The sequence below is a fragment of the Hymenobacter psoromatis genome (assembly GCF_020012125.1).
Classification (GTDB): Bacteria; Bacteroidota; Bacteroidia; order Cytophagales; family Hymenobacteraceae; genus Hymenobacter; species Hymenobacter psoromatis.
The window spans coordinates 925584-943045 of the sequence record NZ_JAIFAG010000001.1 but is presented as its reverse complement, the minus strand read 5'-3'; the positions used below and the strand labels follow the sequence as shown (position 1 = coordinate 943045).

11 protein-coding genes are annotated in these 17462 nt (G+C 64.2%); 10 read left to right on the top strand and 1 reads right to left on the bottom strand.

From position 1 onward, the window contains the following. Positions 1-76 precede the first annotated feature (76 nt). From LC531_RS03965 to LC531_RS03925, 9 genes are all read left to right on the top strand, one after another. Positions 77-1372, top strand: coding sequence for a sulfate adenylyltransferase subunit 1 (locus tag LC531_RS03965; RefSeq protein ID WP_223649028.1), 1296 nt, complete (start codon positions 77-79; stop codon positions 1370-1372). Between the two features lie 79 nt (positions 1373-1451). Continuing rightward, positions 1452-2258 carry a uroporphyrinogen-III C-methyltransferase gene (cobA, locus tag LC531_RS03960; RefSeq protein WP_223649027.1) on the top strand — a complete coding sequence of 269 codons (807 nt, stop codon included), beginning with the start codon at positions 1452-1454 and terminating at the stop codon, positions 2256-2258. 128 nt (positions 2259-2386) lie between these two features. Next, a complete protein-coding gene (locus LC531_RS03955) occupies positions 2387-4183 on the top strand; it encodes an assimilatory sulfite reductase (NADPH) flavoprotein subunit (RefSeq protein ID WP_223649026.1) in 1797 nt (598 codons plus the stop codon). Between the two features lie 238 nt (positions 4184-4421). Further along, positions 4422-7325: a TonB-dependent receptor domain-containing protein gene (locus LC531_RS03950; protein WP_223649025.1), complete on the top strand. Its 2904-nt coding sequence runs from the start codon at positions 4422-4424 to the stop codon at positions 7323-7325. 88 nt (positions 7326-7413) lie between these two features. Beyond that, the gene (gene cysI / locus LC531_RS03945) at positions 7414-9129 is read left to right on the top strand and encodes an assimilatory sulfite reductase (NADPH) hemoprotein subunit (RefSeq protein ID WP_223649024.1); all 1716 of its coding nucleotides are present in this window, start codon (positions 7414-7416) and stop codon (positions 9127-9129) included. 20 nt (positions 9130-9149) lie between these two features. After that, positions 9150-10439, top strand: a complete 1290-nt coding sequence (locus LC531_RS03940) for a TSUP family transporter (RefSeq protein ID WP_223649023.1) — start codon at positions 9150-9152, stop codon at positions 10437-10439. A gap of 185 nt (positions 10440-10624) precedes the next feature. Then, entirely contained in the window at positions 10625-11473 is an 849-nt protein-coding gene (locus tag LC531_RS03935) for a class I SAM-dependent methyltransferase (protein WP_223649022.1), read from the top strand. 197 nt (positions 11474-11670) lie between these two features. Then, positions 11671-12216 carry a hypothetical protein gene (locus LC531_RS03930; protein ID WP_223649021.1) on the top strand — a complete coding sequence of 182 codons (546 nt, stop codon included), beginning with the start codon at positions 11671-11673 and terminating at the stop codon, positions 12214-12216. Between the two features lie 13 nt (positions 12217-12229). Beyond that, on the top strand, positions 12230-12781 hold the full coding sequence (locus LC531_RS03925; protein ID WP_223649020.1) for a hypothetical protein: 552 nt from the start codon (positions 12230-12232) through the stop codon (positions 12779-12781). 9 nt (positions 12782-12790) lie between these two features. On the opposite strand, the gene LC531_RS03920 is transcribed toward LC531_RS03925, so the two are convergent. Beyond that, positions 12791-13831, bottom strand: a complete 1041-nt coding sequence (locus tag LC531_RS03920; protein ID WP_223649019.1) for a LacI family DNA-binding transcriptional regulator — start codon at positions 13829-13831, stop codon at positions 12791-12793. A 274-nt stretch (positions 13832-14105) separates the two neighbouring features. On the opposite strand from LC531_RS03920, the gene LC531_RS03915 reads away from it, so the two are divergent. Then, positions 14106-17408, top strand: coding sequence for an AsmA-like C-terminal region-containing protein (locus LC531_RS03915; protein WP_223649018.1), 3303 nt, complete (start codon positions 14106-14108; stop codon positions 17406-17408). The last annotated feature ends 54 nt before the right edge of the window (positions 17409-17462 follow it).

Sequence of the window (17462 nt, the reverse complement as noted above, 5' to 3'; positions counted from 1 at the left end):
TTTCCAACGATTAAGGAAAGATTGCCGCGCTCCACTTCGTTGCGCTCGCAATGACAGACGATTATAAATTCACCTCATGGATATTCTCCGATTTATTACCTGCGGCAGCGTGGACGACGGCAAGAGCACGCTCATCGGCCGTTTGCTGTACGACAGCGACTCGGTGTCGCTCGACGTGCTGGCGACGCTGGAAAAGAAGCGTAACGCCACCAACAGCACCGACGTGGACCTGGCGCTGCTCACCGACGGCCTCAAGGCGGAGCGCGAGCAGGGCATCACGATTGACGTGGCGCACAAGTACTTCACTACCCCCCGCCGCAAGTTTATCATCACCGACGCGCCGGGCCACGTGCAGTACACCCGCAACATGGTGACCGGCGCGAGCAACGCCGACCTGGCCATTGTGCTGGTGGATGCGCGCCAGGGCGTGATTGAGCAGACGCGCCGCCACACGCTGCTGGCCTCGCTGCTGGGCATCCGGCAGTTTGTGCTGGCCGTGAACAAGCTGGATTTGGTAGGCTACGACGAGGCCGTTTTTCAGCAGATAGTCGCTGACTACCAGGAAATTGCCGGGCAGTTGAAGCTGGCGCACGTGGTGGCCATTCCGCTGAGCGCGCTGCACGGCGACAACGTGGTGAAGCGCTCAAAGCACATTGACTGGTACCACGGCCCGAGCCTGCTGGAACACCTGGAGAGCGTGCCCGTGCCGGCCGATGCGAACCCCCACGAGCCGCGCTTTCAGGTGCAGTACGTCATTCGGCCGCAGACGGAAGAGCTGCCCGACTACCGGAGCTACGCGGGTCGTATTCAGAGCGGTACGTACCGCGTGGGCGACCGGGTGCGGGTGTGGCCCTCGGGCCTCGAAACGGTGATTGACGTCATTGAAATCGACCAAAAGGCGGTGGCCTCGGCCACTGCGCCCCAGGGCGTGGTGCTGAGCCTGCGCGACGATGTGGACGTGAGCCGCGGCAGCACCATCGTGCCCGTGAGCGCCCACCCGGCGGTGGTGCGCGAGCTGGAAGCCACGCTGTGCTGGATGGATGAGCGCCCGCTGCGCGCCGGCCGCAAGCTGCTGGTGCAGCACCACGCCGCCGTGGTGAAGGCGTCGGTGACGACCATTTTGCAGAAAACCGATATCGAAACCTTTGAAAGCCAGGGCACTGACGAGGCCAAACTGAACGACATCGTGCGGGTGCGCCTCAAAACGGCCCTACCCCTGGTAGTGGACGAGTACCGCCAGAACCGCGCCACCGGCGCCTTCATCCTGGTGGATGAGCAAACCGGCGCTACCCTGGCCGCCGGCCTGGTGGCCGCCACCGACCCCGAGTATTTCACGCAGGAGATTCCAGTGGAGCCGGCATTTTCTATCTGATTAGTAATCGTTTGCGATTGCTTCGCTTTGCTCGCAACGGCAAACGTCTCCAAATAAAGGCATTAAGCACAAAAACCTTATGACCAATTCGCCTCTTTTCCTACCCCGCCTGACGGTGGTGGGAGCCGGCCCCGGCGACCCCGAATTGCTGACGCTGAAGGGCGCGCGCGTGCTGGCCGCGGCCGACGTGGTGCTGTATGACGCGCTGGCCAACGACGAGCTGCTGGCCCACACCCGGCCCGGCACCGAGCTGGTATTCGTGGGTAAGCGGCTGGGCTTCAAGGCTTATTCGCAGGAAGAAATCAACGAACTGATTGTGCGGTGGGCTTATCGCCGCGGCCACGTGGTGCGGCTGAAGGGCGGCGACCCGTTTGTGTTTGGCCGGGGCCGCGAGGAGATGCTGCACGCCGAGGCGCACGGGCTGGCCACCGAGTACGTGCCGGGCATCAGCAGCGCGGTGGCGGCGGCGGGCAGCCTGGGCATTCCGCCTACCCACCGCGGGCTGAGCGAAGGCTTCCGGGTGCTGACCGCCACCACCGCCGACGGGCAGCTGGCGGGCGCGCTGCTGGAGGCAGCCCGCTCGCCGCGCACCACCACGATTATCCTGATGGGCCTGAGCCGCCTGGCCGAAATCGCGGCCTTGTTTGCCCGCTACGGCGGGGCCGACGTGCCGGCCGCCGTGGTTCAGCACGCCACCCTACCCACCGCCCGCGCCGCCATCGGCACCGTGGCCGACATCGCCGCGCGGGCCGCCCACGCGGGCCTGGCGGCTCCGGCCGTGATTGTGCTGGGCGACGTGGTGCGGCTGGCCCGGCAGGGCAATCAGGCCCCGGCCGCGCTCAACCACCTGCTGCGCGAATTGGAGCCCTACGCCAAGGTGGCCTGACGCACGGCCCTTACTTAGTTAAAAGTGAAGAGTTAAAATTCAGGATGAAAGTGCTTTAACTCTTCACTTTTAACTTTTAACTCGCTAAAAAAACTGACTTCCTAAATTCTGTATTTACCCTCAATCTTATGCTTCCTGTTCTTCCGCCCGCCCTCGATGAGGCCAGCTTGCAGCAGCTTACCCGTGGCCTCACGGCGCAGCAGCTGGCGTGGCTGAGCGGCTATTTCTACGGCCAGGCGGCCGGGGCCGGCCAGGCGGCCGTAGCCGGGGCCGTGGCCACGCCAGGCACCCAAAAGCTTACTATTCTCTACGGCTCGCACACTGGCAACGGCAAGAAAATAGCCGAGCAGGCGGCCGCGGCCGCCGCTACGCGCGACCTGGTGGCGGAGGTGCGCGACATGAACGACTACCCTCCCCGGCAGCTGGCGCAGGAGGAGAATCTGCTCGTCATCGTGAGCACGCACGGCGAGGGCGAGCCGCCGGTCAGCGCCGAGGAATTGCACCAGTTTATCACGGGCTCGCGGGCGCCGAAGCTGCCGAAGCTGCGCTACGCGGTGCTGGCGCTGGGCGACAAAAGCTACCTGCACTACTGCCAGACGGGCAAGGACTTCGACCAAAAGCTAGCCGAGCTGGGCGGCACGCGCCTGCTCGACCGCGTGGATGTGGACGTGGCCTTCAAAGCGCCCGCCGCGCAGTGGATTGACGCCGTGCTGGACGTGCTGGCCGGCGCGGCTACTGCGCGTGTCGCCGCCACGGCTGGGGCTGGAGGCGCGGCCGTGGCCGCGGCCCCTACCCCCCTCCCGGCGGCCGAATACACCCACGAAAACCCCTGGCAGGCCAGGGTGCTCGACAGCATTCAGCTCAATGGCCGCGGCTCGGACAAGGAGACGTACCACCTGGAGCTGGACCTGGCGGGCGCGGGCCTGCGCTACGCGCCCGGCGACGCGCTGGCGGTGGTGCCCGTTAACCATAACCCGCTGGTAGAGGAGGTGTTAAAGGCCTCGCGCCTCAGCGACATGGCCCCGGTGCGGCTCGGCGACGAAAGCCTACCCCTGGCCGCCGCGCTGGCCAGCCGCCGCGAGCTGACGGTGCTGACCCGCGACGTACTGGAGCGCTACGCTGCCCTGGCCCCGCACGCCGAGCTGCACGGCCTGCTGGCCGATTCGGCCCGCCTGCAACCCTACCTCTACGGCCGCGACGTGGCCGATTTGCTCACCGATTTTCCCACCGACCAGCTCACCGCCCAGGCCCTGGCCGACACGCTGCGGCCGCTGCCCAGCCGCGCCTACTCCATCGCCAGTAGCCTGCTGGCCCACCCCGACGAGGTGCACCTCACGGTGAGCGCCGTGCGCTACGAGGCCCACGGCCGCCGCAAGCACGGCGTGTGCTCATCGTTTTTGGCCGACCGCGTGGCGGTGGGCGACGAGGCGCGGGTGTATGTGCAGCAGAACGAATATTTCCGCCTACCCCCCACCGGCGACACGGACCTCATTATGGTGGGCGCGGGCACGGGCGTGGCGCCGTTCCGGGCTTTTGTGGAGGAGCGCGTGGAGCTGGGCGCGGCCGGGCGCAACTGGCTGCTGTTTGGTAACCCGCACTTTACCACCGACTTCCTTTACCAGGCCGAGTGGCAGCAGCACCTCAAGCGCGGCGGCCTGGCGCGGCTCGACGTGGCGTTTTCGCGCGACCAGGCCCAGAAGGTGTACGTGCAGGACCGGCTACTTGAGAACAGCCGCGACGTGTTTGGCTGGCTCGAAAACGGGGCGCATTTTTACGTGTGCGGCGATAAAACCCGCCTCGGCCACGCCGTGTTGGCGGCCCTTATTCAGGTAGTAGAAAAGGAAGCCGGCCTCGCGCCCGCCGAGGCCACGGCCTACGTGAAAAACCTGCGCAAGCAGCGCCGGTATCTGGAAGACGTGTATTAGTAACTATTTAAAAATCAACCGGAAGAATAGTTGATTAACCCGCCCTTTTTGAAGGGCAAAATCATGATGAGCGCTTTCCTACCTCCGAAAATACTTGCCGCTGCCAGCCTCGCTGGGTGCTGTTGTTGAAGCCAGCCTGGAGCCAGGTTCGCTATTTGCAGCCGCCGGATTCCTGACTAATCTGGGCCAGCCGGCCCGCACTCACTGCCTCATTTACTGAAAGTTATATTTTTTTGGAATGAAGCCCGTTTACTCTTCTTTTGTCTTAGCCCCGGCCCTGCTGCTTGCCAGCCCAGTGGATGCCCTGGCCCAAACCGACCTGATTGCCATCAGTGGCGTAGTGCGCGAAAAAGGCACCGGGGAGGCGCTGCCCGGCGTCAGCGTTAGCGTGAAGGGTGCCAGCGTGGGCACGCAGAGCGACAGCGACGGCCGGTTTGCCTTCAGGGCGAAGCTGCGCTACCCCTTCATTTTGGTCTTTAACGCCCTGGGCCACGATACGCAGGAGCTGGAAATAGGCAGCGCCAGCCAGCCCGTTTCGGTAGCGCTAGAGGCGAAGAACGTGCTGACCAGTGAGGTAGTCGTATCGGCCTCGCGGGTGGAGGAAAGCCGGCTGAAGTCGCCGGTGGCCATTGAGAAGCTCGACATTCGGGCCATCAAGGAAACGCCGGCCCCGAGCTTTTATGATGCGCTCGAAAACGTGAAGGGCGTGCAGATGCTCACCAGCAGCCTCACCTTTAAAGTGCCGAATACTAGGGGCTTTAACGTGCCGAATAACTTCCGCTTCATGCAGCTCGTGGATGGCGTGGATATGCAGGCCGCCACCCTGGGCGTGCCGCTGGGCAACGCCATCGGGCCGACCGAATTGGACATTGCCAGCGTGGAAATCACGCCCGGCGCGGCCTCGGCCCTGTATGGCATGAACGCCATCAACGGCCTGGCCAATCTCACCACCAAGAGCGCCTACACCTACCAGGGCCTGAGCGTGTACCAAAAAATCGGGGTAAACCACGTCGATGGCATCGACCGCAACCCGAGCGTGCTCACCGAAACGGCCGTGCGCTGGGCGCAGGCGTTTGGCACCGACAGCCGCTGGGCCTACAAGGTGAACCTCGACTACCTGCGGGGCACCGACTGGCTCTCGAACACCCAAACCGACCAGAACCCGCAGCCGCTGGCCACGGCCAACCCGGCCTTTCCGGAGCTGGCGGGCGCCTACAACCCGGCCGCCGACCTCTGGAACCGCTACGGCGACGACACCAACTCGTCGCTCTCCATTACGATTCCTTATCAGGGTAAAAACCAGACGTTTACCGTAACCCGCACGGGCTACTACGAGAAGGACCTGGTTCACCCCGTGGTGCGCAACATCAAGGCCGACGCCAGTGTGTATTATAAGCTGACCGACAAGGTAGAGCTGAGCTACAACTACCGGTTTGGGCTGATGGACGGCGTGTTTCAGCGCGGCAACAAAATTCAGCTCGATGGCGTGACGGTGCAAAACCACAAACTGGAGCTGAAGGGCAGCGACTTTGCGGTGCGGGCCTACACGCTGCTCGAAAACACGGGTAACTCGTACAACCTCAACCCACTAGCGCTGAACCTGGACCTGCAAAACGGCTCGAACGCGGTGTGGGGCAAAAAATTCACCACTGCCCTGCAAAGCCAGCTACAGGCGGGGGTAGGGCTGGCCCCGGCGATGGTGGCCGCCCGCGCCGCCGCCGACGCCGGCCGCGCCGAGCCCGGCACGCAGGCTTTCAACGACCTCAAAAACCAGATTATCGGTATAAATAACTGGGACAGCGGCGTGAACGTGAAGGGCGCGCCCATTCCGGGCGGCGCGGCGCTGTCGCAGCACAGCCGCACCTACCACACCGAGGGCACCTGGAACCTGGGCCCGCGCATCAAGTTTCTGGATGTGCTGGTGGGCGCCGATGCCCGCGTGTACCAGATTATTCCCGACGGCAACAACTTCGTGGATTTCAGCCGGCCGCTGGCCGAGCGCAATCAGCCGGGCGGCAACTACGTGTATTACAATAAGTTCGGAGCCTTTGTGCAGGGCACTAAGCTGCTGCTCGACGACAAGCTTAAGCTCACCGGGTCGCTGCGGGTGGATTATAACCCCGAGTTTACGGCCAAGGTAAACCCGCGCCTGGCGGCCGTGTACACGCTGGCCGAGAAGCACAATTTCCGGGCTTCGTACCAGAATGGCTGGCGTTTTCCGTCGCTGTTTGAGGCCCTTTCCTTCGTGAACAACGGCAACGTGCGCCGCGTGGGCGGCCTGGCCCGCGTGAACGACGGGCTGAATTACCTGCAAAATTCCTACACCCGCGCCTCCATCGACCAGTTCAACGCGGCCGTGAACGCCTACGTGGCCGCCAACAACGGCACGACCGCCGCCCAGGCCGCCGTGCTGCCCCAAAACAGCCGCCTGCTGCAAGTAGCCAACCTGCCCACCGAGCAGCCCGAGCAAATCAACGCCTTCGAGGTGGGCTACCGCAGCGTGCTGCTCGACAATAAGTTAGCCATTGACGCCGATGCGTATTATAACGTGTACTCGGGCTTTTTGGGCCAGGTAGAAGTGAGCGTGCCCAAAGATGCCAGCGGCAACCAGGTGGCCGTGGGCACCGATGCCGCCGCGCTGGCCGCCCTGCGCGCCAACCGCGATGCCCGCCAGGACCGCTACCGCGTGTACACCAACTCGCGCCAGAATTACCACAGCTACGGCTCCACGCTGGGCCTGACCTACAACTTCATCGGCAAATTCACGGCAGGCGGCAATATTAACTACAACGCCTTGTCGGCCAACAGCGCGGCGGACGTGTTCGTGACGGGTTTCAACACCCCGAAATGGGCCGGCAGCGCCTCGTTTGGCAACCGCGAAATCGCGCGCAACCTGGGCTTCAACATCGTGTACCACTGGCAAACTTCCTTTTACTGGGAAAGCCCGCTGGCCAACGGCCAGGTTCCCGCCTACACCAACCTCGATGCCCAGGTAAACCTGCGCGTGCCGAATCTGAAATCGACCATCAAAGTCGGCGGCACCAACGTGTTTGACCGCCGCTACTACCAGTACGCCGCCGGCCCCACCATCGGGGCGCTCTACTACGCCAGCATCACGTTCGATGCCACGGTGCTGCATTAAATAAGTTAAAAGTTTAGCGTTAAAAGTTAAAGCTGAATGGCTTACGCGATTTTAACTCTTCACTTTTAACTTTTAACTCCCCCATTCCATGTCCGTTATCCTGCCCCCTACCCCCCCTGCGCACTCCGAAGTCGAGCACGTGAAAGTTGCCAGCCGCTACCTGCGCGGCACTATTGTCGAGAGCCTCAACAACCGCCTCACCGGCGCGCTGAACCCCGACGATACGCACCTCATCAAGTTTCACGGCTCATACCAGCAAACCGACCGCGACCTCGAAAGCGAGCGCAAGCGCCAGAAGCTGGAGCCGCTGTTCTCCTTTATGATTCGGGTGCGGGTGCCGGGCGGCGTGGCCTCGGCGGCGCAGTGGCAGCGCCTGGATGCGCTGGCCGACGCCTACGGCAACGGCACGATGAAGCTTACCACGCGCCAGACGTTTCAGCTGCACGGCGTGTTGAAGCGCGATTTACCAGCTGCTATTCAGGGTTTTAATGAGGTGCAGATGGACAGCATCGCGGGCTGCGGCGACGTGAACCGCAACGTGATGTGCAACACCAACCCGCACGAGTCGGCGCTGCACGGCGAGGTGGTGGCGCTGGCCCAGGCCATCAGCACGCACCTCACGCCGCGCACCACGGCCTACCGCGAAATCTGGCTCGATGGCAGCCTGCTCGAAACCACCGAAGCCGTGGACGACGAGCCGATTTACGGCCACACCTACCTGCCGCGCAAGTTCAAAATCGCGCTGGCCCTACCCCCCTACAACGACTCCGACATCTTTTCTAATGACATTGGCCTTATCGCTATTGAGGAAAATGGCGCGCTGGCGGGCTTCAACGTGGCCATCGGGGGTGGGCTGGGCATGACCTTTGGCCTGCCCGAAACCTACCCCCGCCTGGCCGACCTCATCGGCTTCGTGACTCCAGATAAAGTACTGGAAGTGTGCGAGAAAATCGTGACTATTCAACGCGACTGGGGCAACCGCGCTAACCGCAAAATCTCGCGCTTCAAGTATACCATCGACCGCGTGGGCCTGCCGGCCGTGGTGGCCGAGCTGCACCAGCGCCTAGGCTACGCGCTGGCCGAGGCGCGGCCCTACCAGTTTTACAGCTCCAGCGACGCCTTTGGGTGGACGCAGGGCACCAACGGTTTGTCGCAGCTCGTGTTGTTTGTGGAAGGCGGGCGCATACTCGACCGGCCGGGCTACCGGTTGAAGTCGGCGCTGCGCGAAATCAGCAGCTTCCACACTGGCGAGTTTCGCCTCACGGGCAACCAAAACCTGATTCTGGCCAACATTGAGCCGCAGCACCGCGCTCGTGTTCAAGCTGTTCTGGAAGAAAACGGTGCCGCGCCCAAGGCCGAGCAGCTCACCGCCCTGCGCCGCGACGCCCTGGCCTGCGTGGCCCTCAACACCTGCTCGCAGGCCTTCGCCGAAGCCGAGCGCTACCTGCCCCAGCTGCTCGATAAGCTCGATGCCGTAATTCGGGCCCACGGCCTGGCCGAAAACGGCATCCTCATCCGCATGACGGGCTGCCCGAATGGCTGCGCCCGCCCCTACCTGGGCGAAATCGGCTTGGTGGGCCGCGCGCCCGGCCGCTACAACCTCTACCTAGGCGCCGACCACGCCGGCGAACGGCTTAATAAGCTCTACCGTGAGATGCTGGATGAAGATGACATTTTGCAGGAATTAACTCCCCTGTTGGCCACTTACGCCACTAATCGCCAGTTCAATGAGGGTTTTGGCGACTTCGTGGTGCGGACGGGGGTAGTGAAAGCCACCGTGCGCGGGTTGGATTTTCACGCCTGAGTCGTATTTTACCTCGAATTATGGCAACTGACCTGCTTACGCCCCCGCCGCCAACCGCGGCTGCTCCCAGGCCCAGGCCGGTGGGCGGCGGCCCGCTACCCGTGTTTCTGGACTTGGCGCAGCGGCGTATTTTGCTGGTGGGCGGCGGCCCTGAAGCTTTAGAGCAGCTCGCGGCCGTGCTGGCCGCCGAGCCCACGGCCGCCGTCACGGTAGTGGCTCCGCGGCTGCGGCCCACCCTGCGCGCTCTGGCCGCCCGCCACCCGCAGGTGGTACTGCTGGAGCGCACCTTCGAGCCCAACGACCTACCCGGCCACGACCTCGTGCTGGTGGCCACCGATGATGCCGTGCTGCACGGGCTGGTGCGGGCTGGCGCGGCCGCCCGCCGCCTGCACGCCGTGGCCGCCCTCGGCCCCCCCGATGAGGTAGCGGCCGTGGCCTACTGGCAGCGGGTGGCAACCTATTCGCTGGCCGCGTTCGCGGGCTTCTTGGTGCTCAGCATTTTATCGTATTATTTTACCTGGCCGCAGGTGTTGCACATCGCTCAGAATTCGGGCATGTTCTACACCTTCGTAGCGGTGGGTTTTGGGGCGCAGCTTATTGACGGGATGCTGGGCATGGGCTACGGCGTGGTATCGGCCATCAGCTTAATGTCGTTGGGGCTGAACCCGTTGGCGGTAAGCGCCAGTATTCACACGGCCGAGATGTTTACCAGCGGCGCGTCGGGCTACCACCACTACCAGTTTGGCAACGTGAATAAGCGGCTGTTCAAGGTGCTGCTGCTGCCCGGCATCGCGGGCTCGGTGGGCGGGGCGCTGCTGCTGGTCCATTTTGGGGTCAAATACGCGAATTATATCAAGCCGCTGCTGGCCGTATACCTGCTCATTCTGGGCATCCGCATCATTGCCAAGGCCGTGCGCAAACAGCCGCAGGTGCGCCGCAAAGTGAAGAATGCGGGCTGGCTGGCTGGTGCGGGTGGCTTCCTCGATTCGTTTGGTGGGGGCGGCTGGGGGCCGCTGGTCACGAGCACACTCATTGCTAACGGCCGCACGCCCAACTTCGTCATCGGCACAGTGAGCCTGGTCGAGTTTTTCGTGACTCTCGCTAGTGCGCTCACCTTTTTCTCGATGGGCGGCCTCTCGCACTGGCAAATTGTGGCCGGCCTCATTGTGGGCGGCGTGGCGGCCGCGCCGCTGGCCGCCCGCCTGGCCGGGCGCATCCCTACCCGCCTCATGTTCATCGGTGTGGGGCTGATGGTGGTGGCCTGGAGCCTGTGGGCGCTACGCCACGGCTTGGAACTGCTGGGGGGGTAGGGCAGCAATACCTTTTCCCAATCCCCTTCCCTGGTCATCAGTCGGCCGCCAAGCCCCGCTAGCAACCTGCTGGCGGGGCTTTTTTAGGCGCTACGCTAACGAAGTTTTTTATTTTGACTTTCAATTAATTACGCTTAATTTCAAACATTCATTCGCGTTCCCGCTACCCCTATTTCCCCCGTTCTATGGAAGCCGCCCTTACTCAAATCCGCGACCAGCAGCAGCAAACCTGGGATACGTTTTCGCCCGGCTGGCGCAAGTGGGATGCCTGGACGATGGATTTTTTGCGCCCGATGGGCACGAAAATTATTGAGGCGCTGCATATTCAGCCCACCGACCAGGTGCTGGACATTGCCACCGGCACCGGCGAGCCGGGCCTGAGCATCGCGCGGCTCGCATCGCAGGGCAGCGTGGTGGGGTTAGACCTTTCCGTAGGAATGCTGGCCGTAGCCCACGACAATGCCGCCCAGCAGGGCCTGGCCAACTACGCGGCCGTGGCCGGCGATGCCTGCGCCCTACCCTTCCTGGACCAGCGCTTCGATGCCGTGAGCTGCCGCATGGGCTTCATGTTTTTCCCCGATATGCTGCTGGCTGCCCAGGAAATGCACCGGGTGCTGAAGCCCGGCGGCCGGCTGGCCACCTGCGTGTGGGCGGCCCCGGCCCACAACCCCTGGATAGCCACCATGATGGCCAGCATGAGCCCCCACCTGGCGCTGCCCGCACCCGCGCCGTTGGCCCCCGGCATGTTTCGCTGCGCCCAGCCGGGAATGCTGGCCGGCCTGCTCGAAACAGCTGGCTTCTCCGGCGTGCACGCCGAAGAAGTGCAAAGCACCGTCGAGTTCGACGGCCCCGAGCACTACTGGCAAAATATGCTGGAAATAGCCGCCCCCGTAGTGGCCGCCATGAGCCAGGCCGACGAAGCCACCCGCGCCGCCATCAAGGCCACGTTGTTCCGCAAGCTGGAGCCGCTGCTCGTAGCGGGAAAGCTTTCCCTACCCTTTGGCTCCCTGGTACTTACCGGCGAGAAAGGATAGTAACTGTCTGCTCGCTCGTTCTTCAATTCCGCTGGCGTCAGGTCGGCGGTTTTTTTTGTGCGGAAGCTTGTCAGGAAGTGGACCGCCCTCAGCGTGGCGCGCCGAGGGGGCGGGCAGTAGCTGGTTGGCATAACAATTGGGGACGCAGCTAGCTATCCAACTAATCTACTGATATTTTTTCAAGTATATAATTTCCCATGATAAAACGCTTACTTTTCGCGGTGTTCCTGAGTTCAAGCCTGTGGGCCGGCACCGCCCGCGCCCAAACGCCCGCGAAGGGCGAAACCCTGGCTTCGCAGCAGCTGAAGCAGCGCCTGCGCGGGCAATACCTCACCAACGACACGGCCCAGGCCATTATTAACCTCTATAGCCGGCGACAGGCGGGGGGCGTAGAGTGGATGATTGCCGCCATGCTTTCGGCGGTGCGCCTCGGCACCGCCAGCTCGGGCACTACTACTACCAGTTACGGCGGCTATAACACCACTACTACTGACGGTGGCACCAATATGGGCGGGGCGCTATTAGTGGCGACGCCCTTCCTAGCCTACGGCACGGCCAAGCTGCTACGCTACAGCAACGGCCACCTGGAGCAGGTACTCGCGGCCTACGCGGCGGGCCAGCCCCTACCCCACTCGCTGCGCCGCAAGCTCAAGCGGCGCTTGTTTACGGCACCCATCGTGCCCTATAAGCACATCAGCGCGCAGCCGGCCCCGGCTACCCCGGCCGCCCCAACCGTTAAGTAACGCCTTGCCTACCATGCGCTTCGTACTTTGCCTGCTGGCGGCCTGGCTGCTGTGCCTGCCGCTGGCGGCCCAAACCAACGTCCCCACCCCGCCCCTCGGGGCTTCGCCCGCCGACGCCGGGGCCGTGCTCGTTTTCAATAACTGGTACCTGCCGCGCTACCAGGCCAGTGCCAGCAGCGGGGCCGACACTACCGGGGCGCTGCTCTCGCTGTTTCGCAAGCGCCGCTACGCGGGCTTCCTGTACACCATTCCGTTTATCGTGGGGGTTTCGCTGGCCTTACCCCTTTCGACTACCGACAGCCGCGGGCAGCAGCACGTAGCCAGCGAAGCCATTTCACCTCCGCTCGGCATCGCGGTGCTGGCGGGCACGCTGGTGGGCTTCGTGGTGCACGCCAACCGTTTCAACAAAGACCACCTGCTGGCCATCAACCGGGCCTACGCGGCGGGGCAGCCCATTCCGGCCCGCTACCGCCGCCTGCTCCGCGACCGGCACTTTGCCGAGGCGGCCCTGCTGCGCGAGGGCCTGGCCCAGCAAATGGCCCGCGAACAGCTATCGGCTAACTAGCGCCCGGCCCTACCCCCCCCTTTGCGACGAGTCGCGCACTATCAATCGGGGCTTGAGCACGATACCGCGGGGGGTGCTGGGCTTGTGCTCGGGGGTAGGGAGCATTTTTTGGAGCTGCTGCACGGCAGTGCGGCCCATTTGCTCGCAGCGCTGGTCCACGGTGGTGAGGGCGGGCTCGGTGAGCTGGGTAAATACCTCGTTGCTGAAGCCAGCAATGGCTATATCTTCGGGCACCCGGCAGCCGTGCTTTTTGGCCACCTGCATGGCCCCCACGGCGGCTAGGTCGTTGGAGCTGAACACGCCATCGGGGCGGCGGGTGGGCGAGAGGCGCAACAGGCCGCGCATGGCGGCGGCCCCGCCCTGCTGGCTCAGCTCGCAGAAGGCGATGAGGCGCGGGTCGGGGGCAATGCCGTGGGCGGCCAGCGCGTCGAGGTAGCCCTGGTGGCGGTTTTGGTGGATGTTGACGTGCAGCGGGCCGGTGAAGTGCGCGATGCGCCGGCAGCCCTGCGCCAACAGGTGCTCGGTTACCTGGTAGGCCCCCAGGTAGTCGTTGAGCGTGACGGAGGTCACATTCGGCCCCTTGAAGCCCTGCACTACCCGGTCGAAAAACACGAGCGGCACGCCCTGCTGGCGCACGGCCTCGAAGTGCTCAAAATCGGTGGTCGTGTCGGAGAGCGAGAGTAAGATGCCGGCCACCTGCGCCCCCATCAGCAGCTCGATAATCTGCTTTTCCTGGTCGGCATTCTCGTTCGATTGACAAATCATGACGTTGAAGCCTGCCGCGCTGGCTTCGCTGGCAATGCCGTGAATGACTTCGGGAAAGAAATAGCCCGTGATGTGCGGCACTATCACGCCGAGCGTGTTGCTGCGGCCGCGGCGCAGGCCAGCGGCCAGCGGGTTGGGATGGTAGTGCAACTCCTTGGCCAGCTGGCGCACGCGCACCTTGGTGGCCTCACTCACGTCGTGGTGGTCGGCCAGGGCCCGCGAGATGGTCGAAGGCGACAAGCCCAGTTCCCTGGCCAGGTCGGTGATGGAAGCGCGGCGGTTCATAAAGCGGTAGGATGAGGGTAGCGGTTTGCAGGCCGGATTTTCAGGAAATTAAAAATTAAAAATGATAAATTAAAAATCTGACCATCAAATTTTTAATTTATCATTTTTAATTTTTAATTTCCCCAGAACCTACCCGAGCGGCACGAGACAATAAGAACGGCAAAGATGGGGTTTAAGGTCGTTAGCGCCAGCCTAGCCCGGCCGCCGGGGGCCAAAAAGGCGGGCCGGCCGGCGCGCCGCCGACCGGATGAGCCCGGCTAACGTAGCTTGCCGTATGAAGTCGTTTCTCGTCTGGCGCGTGCTGGGTGCTGTTTTTTTGCTGCTGCTGCTGGCCCTGGGGGTAGGCGGCTGGCTGCTGAGCAGCCGCTACGCCAAGCCCTACGTGCAACGGCTCGTGCGCGAGCAGCTAACCGGCAATTCGGAGCTGGTGCTGGCCCCGTTTGACGTAGAATTTTCGGTGTGGCGCGATTTTCCGCACCTCACGGCTTCGCTGCGCCATCTCACCCTGAGCGACAGCGCCCACCACCGCACCCTACCCGTGCTGCGCCTGGGCCGCGCCGACCTGCGCCTGAACCTGCGCGCCCTGCTGCACCACCGCGTGGAAGTAACCCGCCTGACCCTGCACGACGTGGCCATTGGCCAGCGCGTGGACTCGCTGGGCCAGGTGTGGGGACTGCGCGGCAAGAAGCAAGCCTCGGTGGCCCCGCCGCCCAAAATTGACCTGGCTCTCGACTCGGTTATTATCTACAACTTCGGCATTTTTACCCGCAACGACTACACCCACAATGCGTTGCTGGGGCGCGTGTACCAGGCGCGGCTGGCCGCCAGCCTGCACCAGGGCGTGCTGGCCGTGCAGGGGCGCGTGCGGGGCCGCCTGGTGAAGCTGCGCAACCGCACCGGCGACCTGCTCACCGACGAGCCCCTGCGGGCCTACCTGCACTACCGCTATGATTTTGGTACCCGGCGGGGCGAGTTTGCCCGCACCTGGGCCACGCTCAACGGCGATACCATCCGCGTCAGCGGCACCCACTCGCCCGACCTGGCGGCGGGCGCAGGCCTACCTAGAGGCACGGTGCTGAACCTGCGCTTTGCGGGCAGCCAGCCGCTGCTGGCCGTGCTGCATGCCACCCTACCCCCCTCGCTGCGGCCCATGCTGGCCGGGGCCACCAGCGCCAGCAAGGCGCACATCGAGTACCTGATGACGGGCTTGAGCGGCCCTAAAGTGCGCCCACGCGTGGTGCTGCACTTCGGGCTGCGCGGGGCCCGCGTGCGCTGGCCCGACCCGGCCCGGCGCATCGACCGCTGGGACTTGCAGGGCACGTATGACAACGGCCCGGCGCACCTGCCCGAAACCATGTCCCTGACCCTGAGCCAGTGCCGCATCTACTCGCCGGTGGGGCAGCTTGACGTGGCGTTTGAGCTGCGCGATTTTCGGCGGCCCTACGTGCGCGGGCAGTTGCACGGGCGCACCGGGCTGCCAGCACTCACGGCCCTGCTTTCGCCCGAGCACTGGCGCGCCCGGCGCGGCATTGCTGACCTCGACGTGCGGCTGGCGGGCCGGCTGCCGGCAATGGGGCAGCTGCGGCGCGGGCAGTTTGGCAACACGCTGTCGGTGCGCGGCACGGCTACCCTGCACGATGCCACCTTTGAGCTGGACGGCCACCCCGGCGACCTGCATGGGCTTGACGTACGCATTGGACTGCGCGACAGTCTCTGGCAGCTTGATAATGCCTCGGGCGTGCTGGCGGGCATGTGCTTCCGGGCTTCGGCCACTACTACCTACCTGCTCGACTACCTTACCGGGCAGCACCCCACTACCGCCATCCGGGGCAGCTTCGCGGTGGATGAGCTGGACCTGGGCAGCCTGCGGCAGCTGCTGCGGCCGGGGGCGGGGGGTAGGGCAGCGAGCCGGCCCGGCCGGCGCGGGCCGCGCAGCCTGGCCGACCGGCGGCGCATTGCCACCACGCTGGGCAGCCACCTTATTCCGGCCGGCATGTACCTCGACGTGGCGGTGCGCTGCGGCCGCCTGCCCCTGGCCACCGACACGCTGCGCGACCTGGCCGTGCGCGTGCGTCACGATGGCGAGCGGGTGCAGCTCAGCGATATTCAGGGTAAATTCTGGAATGGGGAGGTGCGCGGCCAGGCCCAGTGGCCCACCGATTCGGCCAACCGGGTGGTACCAGTAGCCTACAACCTTGATTTTAAATTTGATACTCTCAGCTACGCCTATGTGCTGGCGCGCCTTATGCACCCGCCTCAGCACCCAGCCCGGTCGCCGCGCAGCCCGGCCCTGCGCGAGCTGCTGCTAGCAGCTAATGGCAAAATCAACTACGAAATCAACACCTTGCAATTGCCCAACGGCGAAAAGCTACACGACCTGCGCCTGCGCTTCGACAAGCAGGGCCAGCGCCTCAACCTGCCCTACGTGTACTTCCAGGACCCGCAGGGGGGAATAGGCAGCGGCTCGGCCACGGTGCAGCTGCAAGGCGTGCACCTGGTGCGTGCCGATGCTAATCTTTATTTGCGCTACCCCTCGCTCGACGTGCCGGCCCTGCTGCGGATGCTGGCCAGCGTGGCTCCGCCCCGCGCTGACTCGGCCACGCTGGCGGGGCGGCGGGCCCTGCGGGCGGCGCGGCGAGCGGCCAGTCTGCCAGTGGGCAGCGCGCCCGCGCCGGTCAGCTCGGTTATTGCCGACGGGCGCTTCACGGCCCTGCTACGCGTGGAGGCCGACCGCGTGCGCTACGCCGCCGTGCGGGGCACCCGGTTTCAACTGGTGTCGCGCTTGCAGGCTGGCGAGGCCATCGTGGACGACTGCACTGTGAATGCGCTCGGGGGCCGGGTGGCGCTGCACGGCCGCCTACGCACCGATGCCGGCCGCCGCCACCACCCCTTGCAGGCCCAGGTGCTGCTGGAAGATATTCAGCTGCCCGAATTATTTAACACCGCCAGCGATATGCAACTGGATGTGCTGAGCGAGAGCAACGTGCGCGGTACCCTGCGCTGCGCGGCCGCCCTGCGCACCGACCTCAACGAGAAATTCATCCCTACCCTCGACCGCACCAGCGCCTACCTCAAAGCCGACCTGCGCGACCTGGAACTGGTAGACGTGCAGCCGCTGCAAGAAGCTTTTAGCCTGTTTCACAAGCGCACCAGCCATTTGTATTTTGAGCCCGTGAGCAGCGAGTTTATTCTGAATAATGGCGAATTGCTCATCCCCGACCTGCGCCTGAACAGCAACCTGACCGAGCTGCGGGTGAGCGGCCGCTACGACTTCGCCGGCCCCGCCAGCCTCTACGTGGGCCTGAACGCGCTGCACGCCCTCACGGGCAACAACGAGAAACGCGTGGCCCGCATCCGGGCCGGCGAGCCCGTGCGCCGCCGCCGCGCCCCGCTCACCTACGTCAACCTCAGCCGCGCCGCGCCCCGCGATAAGTTTCGCGTTAAGCTCTTCCAGAAGCAGGAGCAGCGCCAGGCCCAAACCGACCTGCGCCGCGATTTTCGCCGGCTCGTCATCACCCAGCGCCTCGACACTACGCTACGCTTGCTGCCCGGCTCGCCGCTCGTGGTGTCACCGTAGGGGGAGTGGGGAATGGATGCTAAAAGAACGTCATGCTGACGAAGGAAGCATCTC

What these genes read in the sequence shown, in the direction of transcription:
- LC531_RS03965 (WP_223649028.1), top strand. Translation starts at nt 77, where the DNA reads ATGGATATTCTCCGATTTATTACCTGCGGCAGCGTGGACGACGGCAAG.
- cobA (WP_223649027.1), top strand. Translation starts at nt 1,452, where the DNA reads ATGACCAATTCGCCTCTTTTCCTACCCCGCCTGACGGTGGTGGGAGCC.
- LC531_RS03955 (WP_223649026.1), top strand. Translation starts at nt 2,387, where the DNA reads ATGCTTCCTGTTCTTCCGCCCGCCCTCGATGAGGCCAGCTTGCAGCAG.
- LC531_RS03950 (WP_223649025.1), top strand. Translation starts at nt 4,422, where the DNA reads ATGAAGCCCGTTTACTCTTCTTTTGTCTTAGCCCCGGCCCTGCTGCTT.
- cysI (WP_223649024.1), top strand. Translation starts at nt 7,414, where the DNA reads ATGTCCGTTATCCTGCCCCCTACCCCCCCTGCGCACTCCGAAGTCGAG.
- LC531_RS03940 (WP_223649023.1), top strand. Translation starts at nt 9,150, where the DNA reads ATGGCAACTGACCTGCTTACGCCCCCGCCGCCAACCGCGGCTGCTCCC.
- LC531_RS03935 (WP_223649022.1), top strand. Translation starts at nt 10,625, where the DNA reads ATGGAAGCCGCCCTTACTCAAATCCGCGACCAGCAGCAGCAAACCTGG.
- LC531_RS03930 (WP_223649021.1), top strand. Translation starts at nt 11,671, where the DNA reads ATGATAAAACGCTTACTTTTCGCGGTGTTCCTGAGTTCAAGCCTGTGG.
- LC531_RS03925 (WP_223649020.1), top strand. Translation starts at nt 12,230, where the DNA reads ATGCGCTTCGTACTTTGCCTGCTGGCGGCCTGGCTGCTGTGCCTGCCG.
- LC531_RS03920 (WP_223649019.1), bottom strand. Translation starts at nt 13,831, where the DNA reads ATGAACCGCCGCGCTTCCATCACCGACCTGGCCAGGGAACTGGGCTTG.
- LC531_RS03915 (WP_223649018.1), top strand. Translation starts at nt 14,106, where the DNA reads ATGAAGTCGTTTCTCGTCTGGCGCGTGCTGGGTGCTGTTTTTTTGCTG.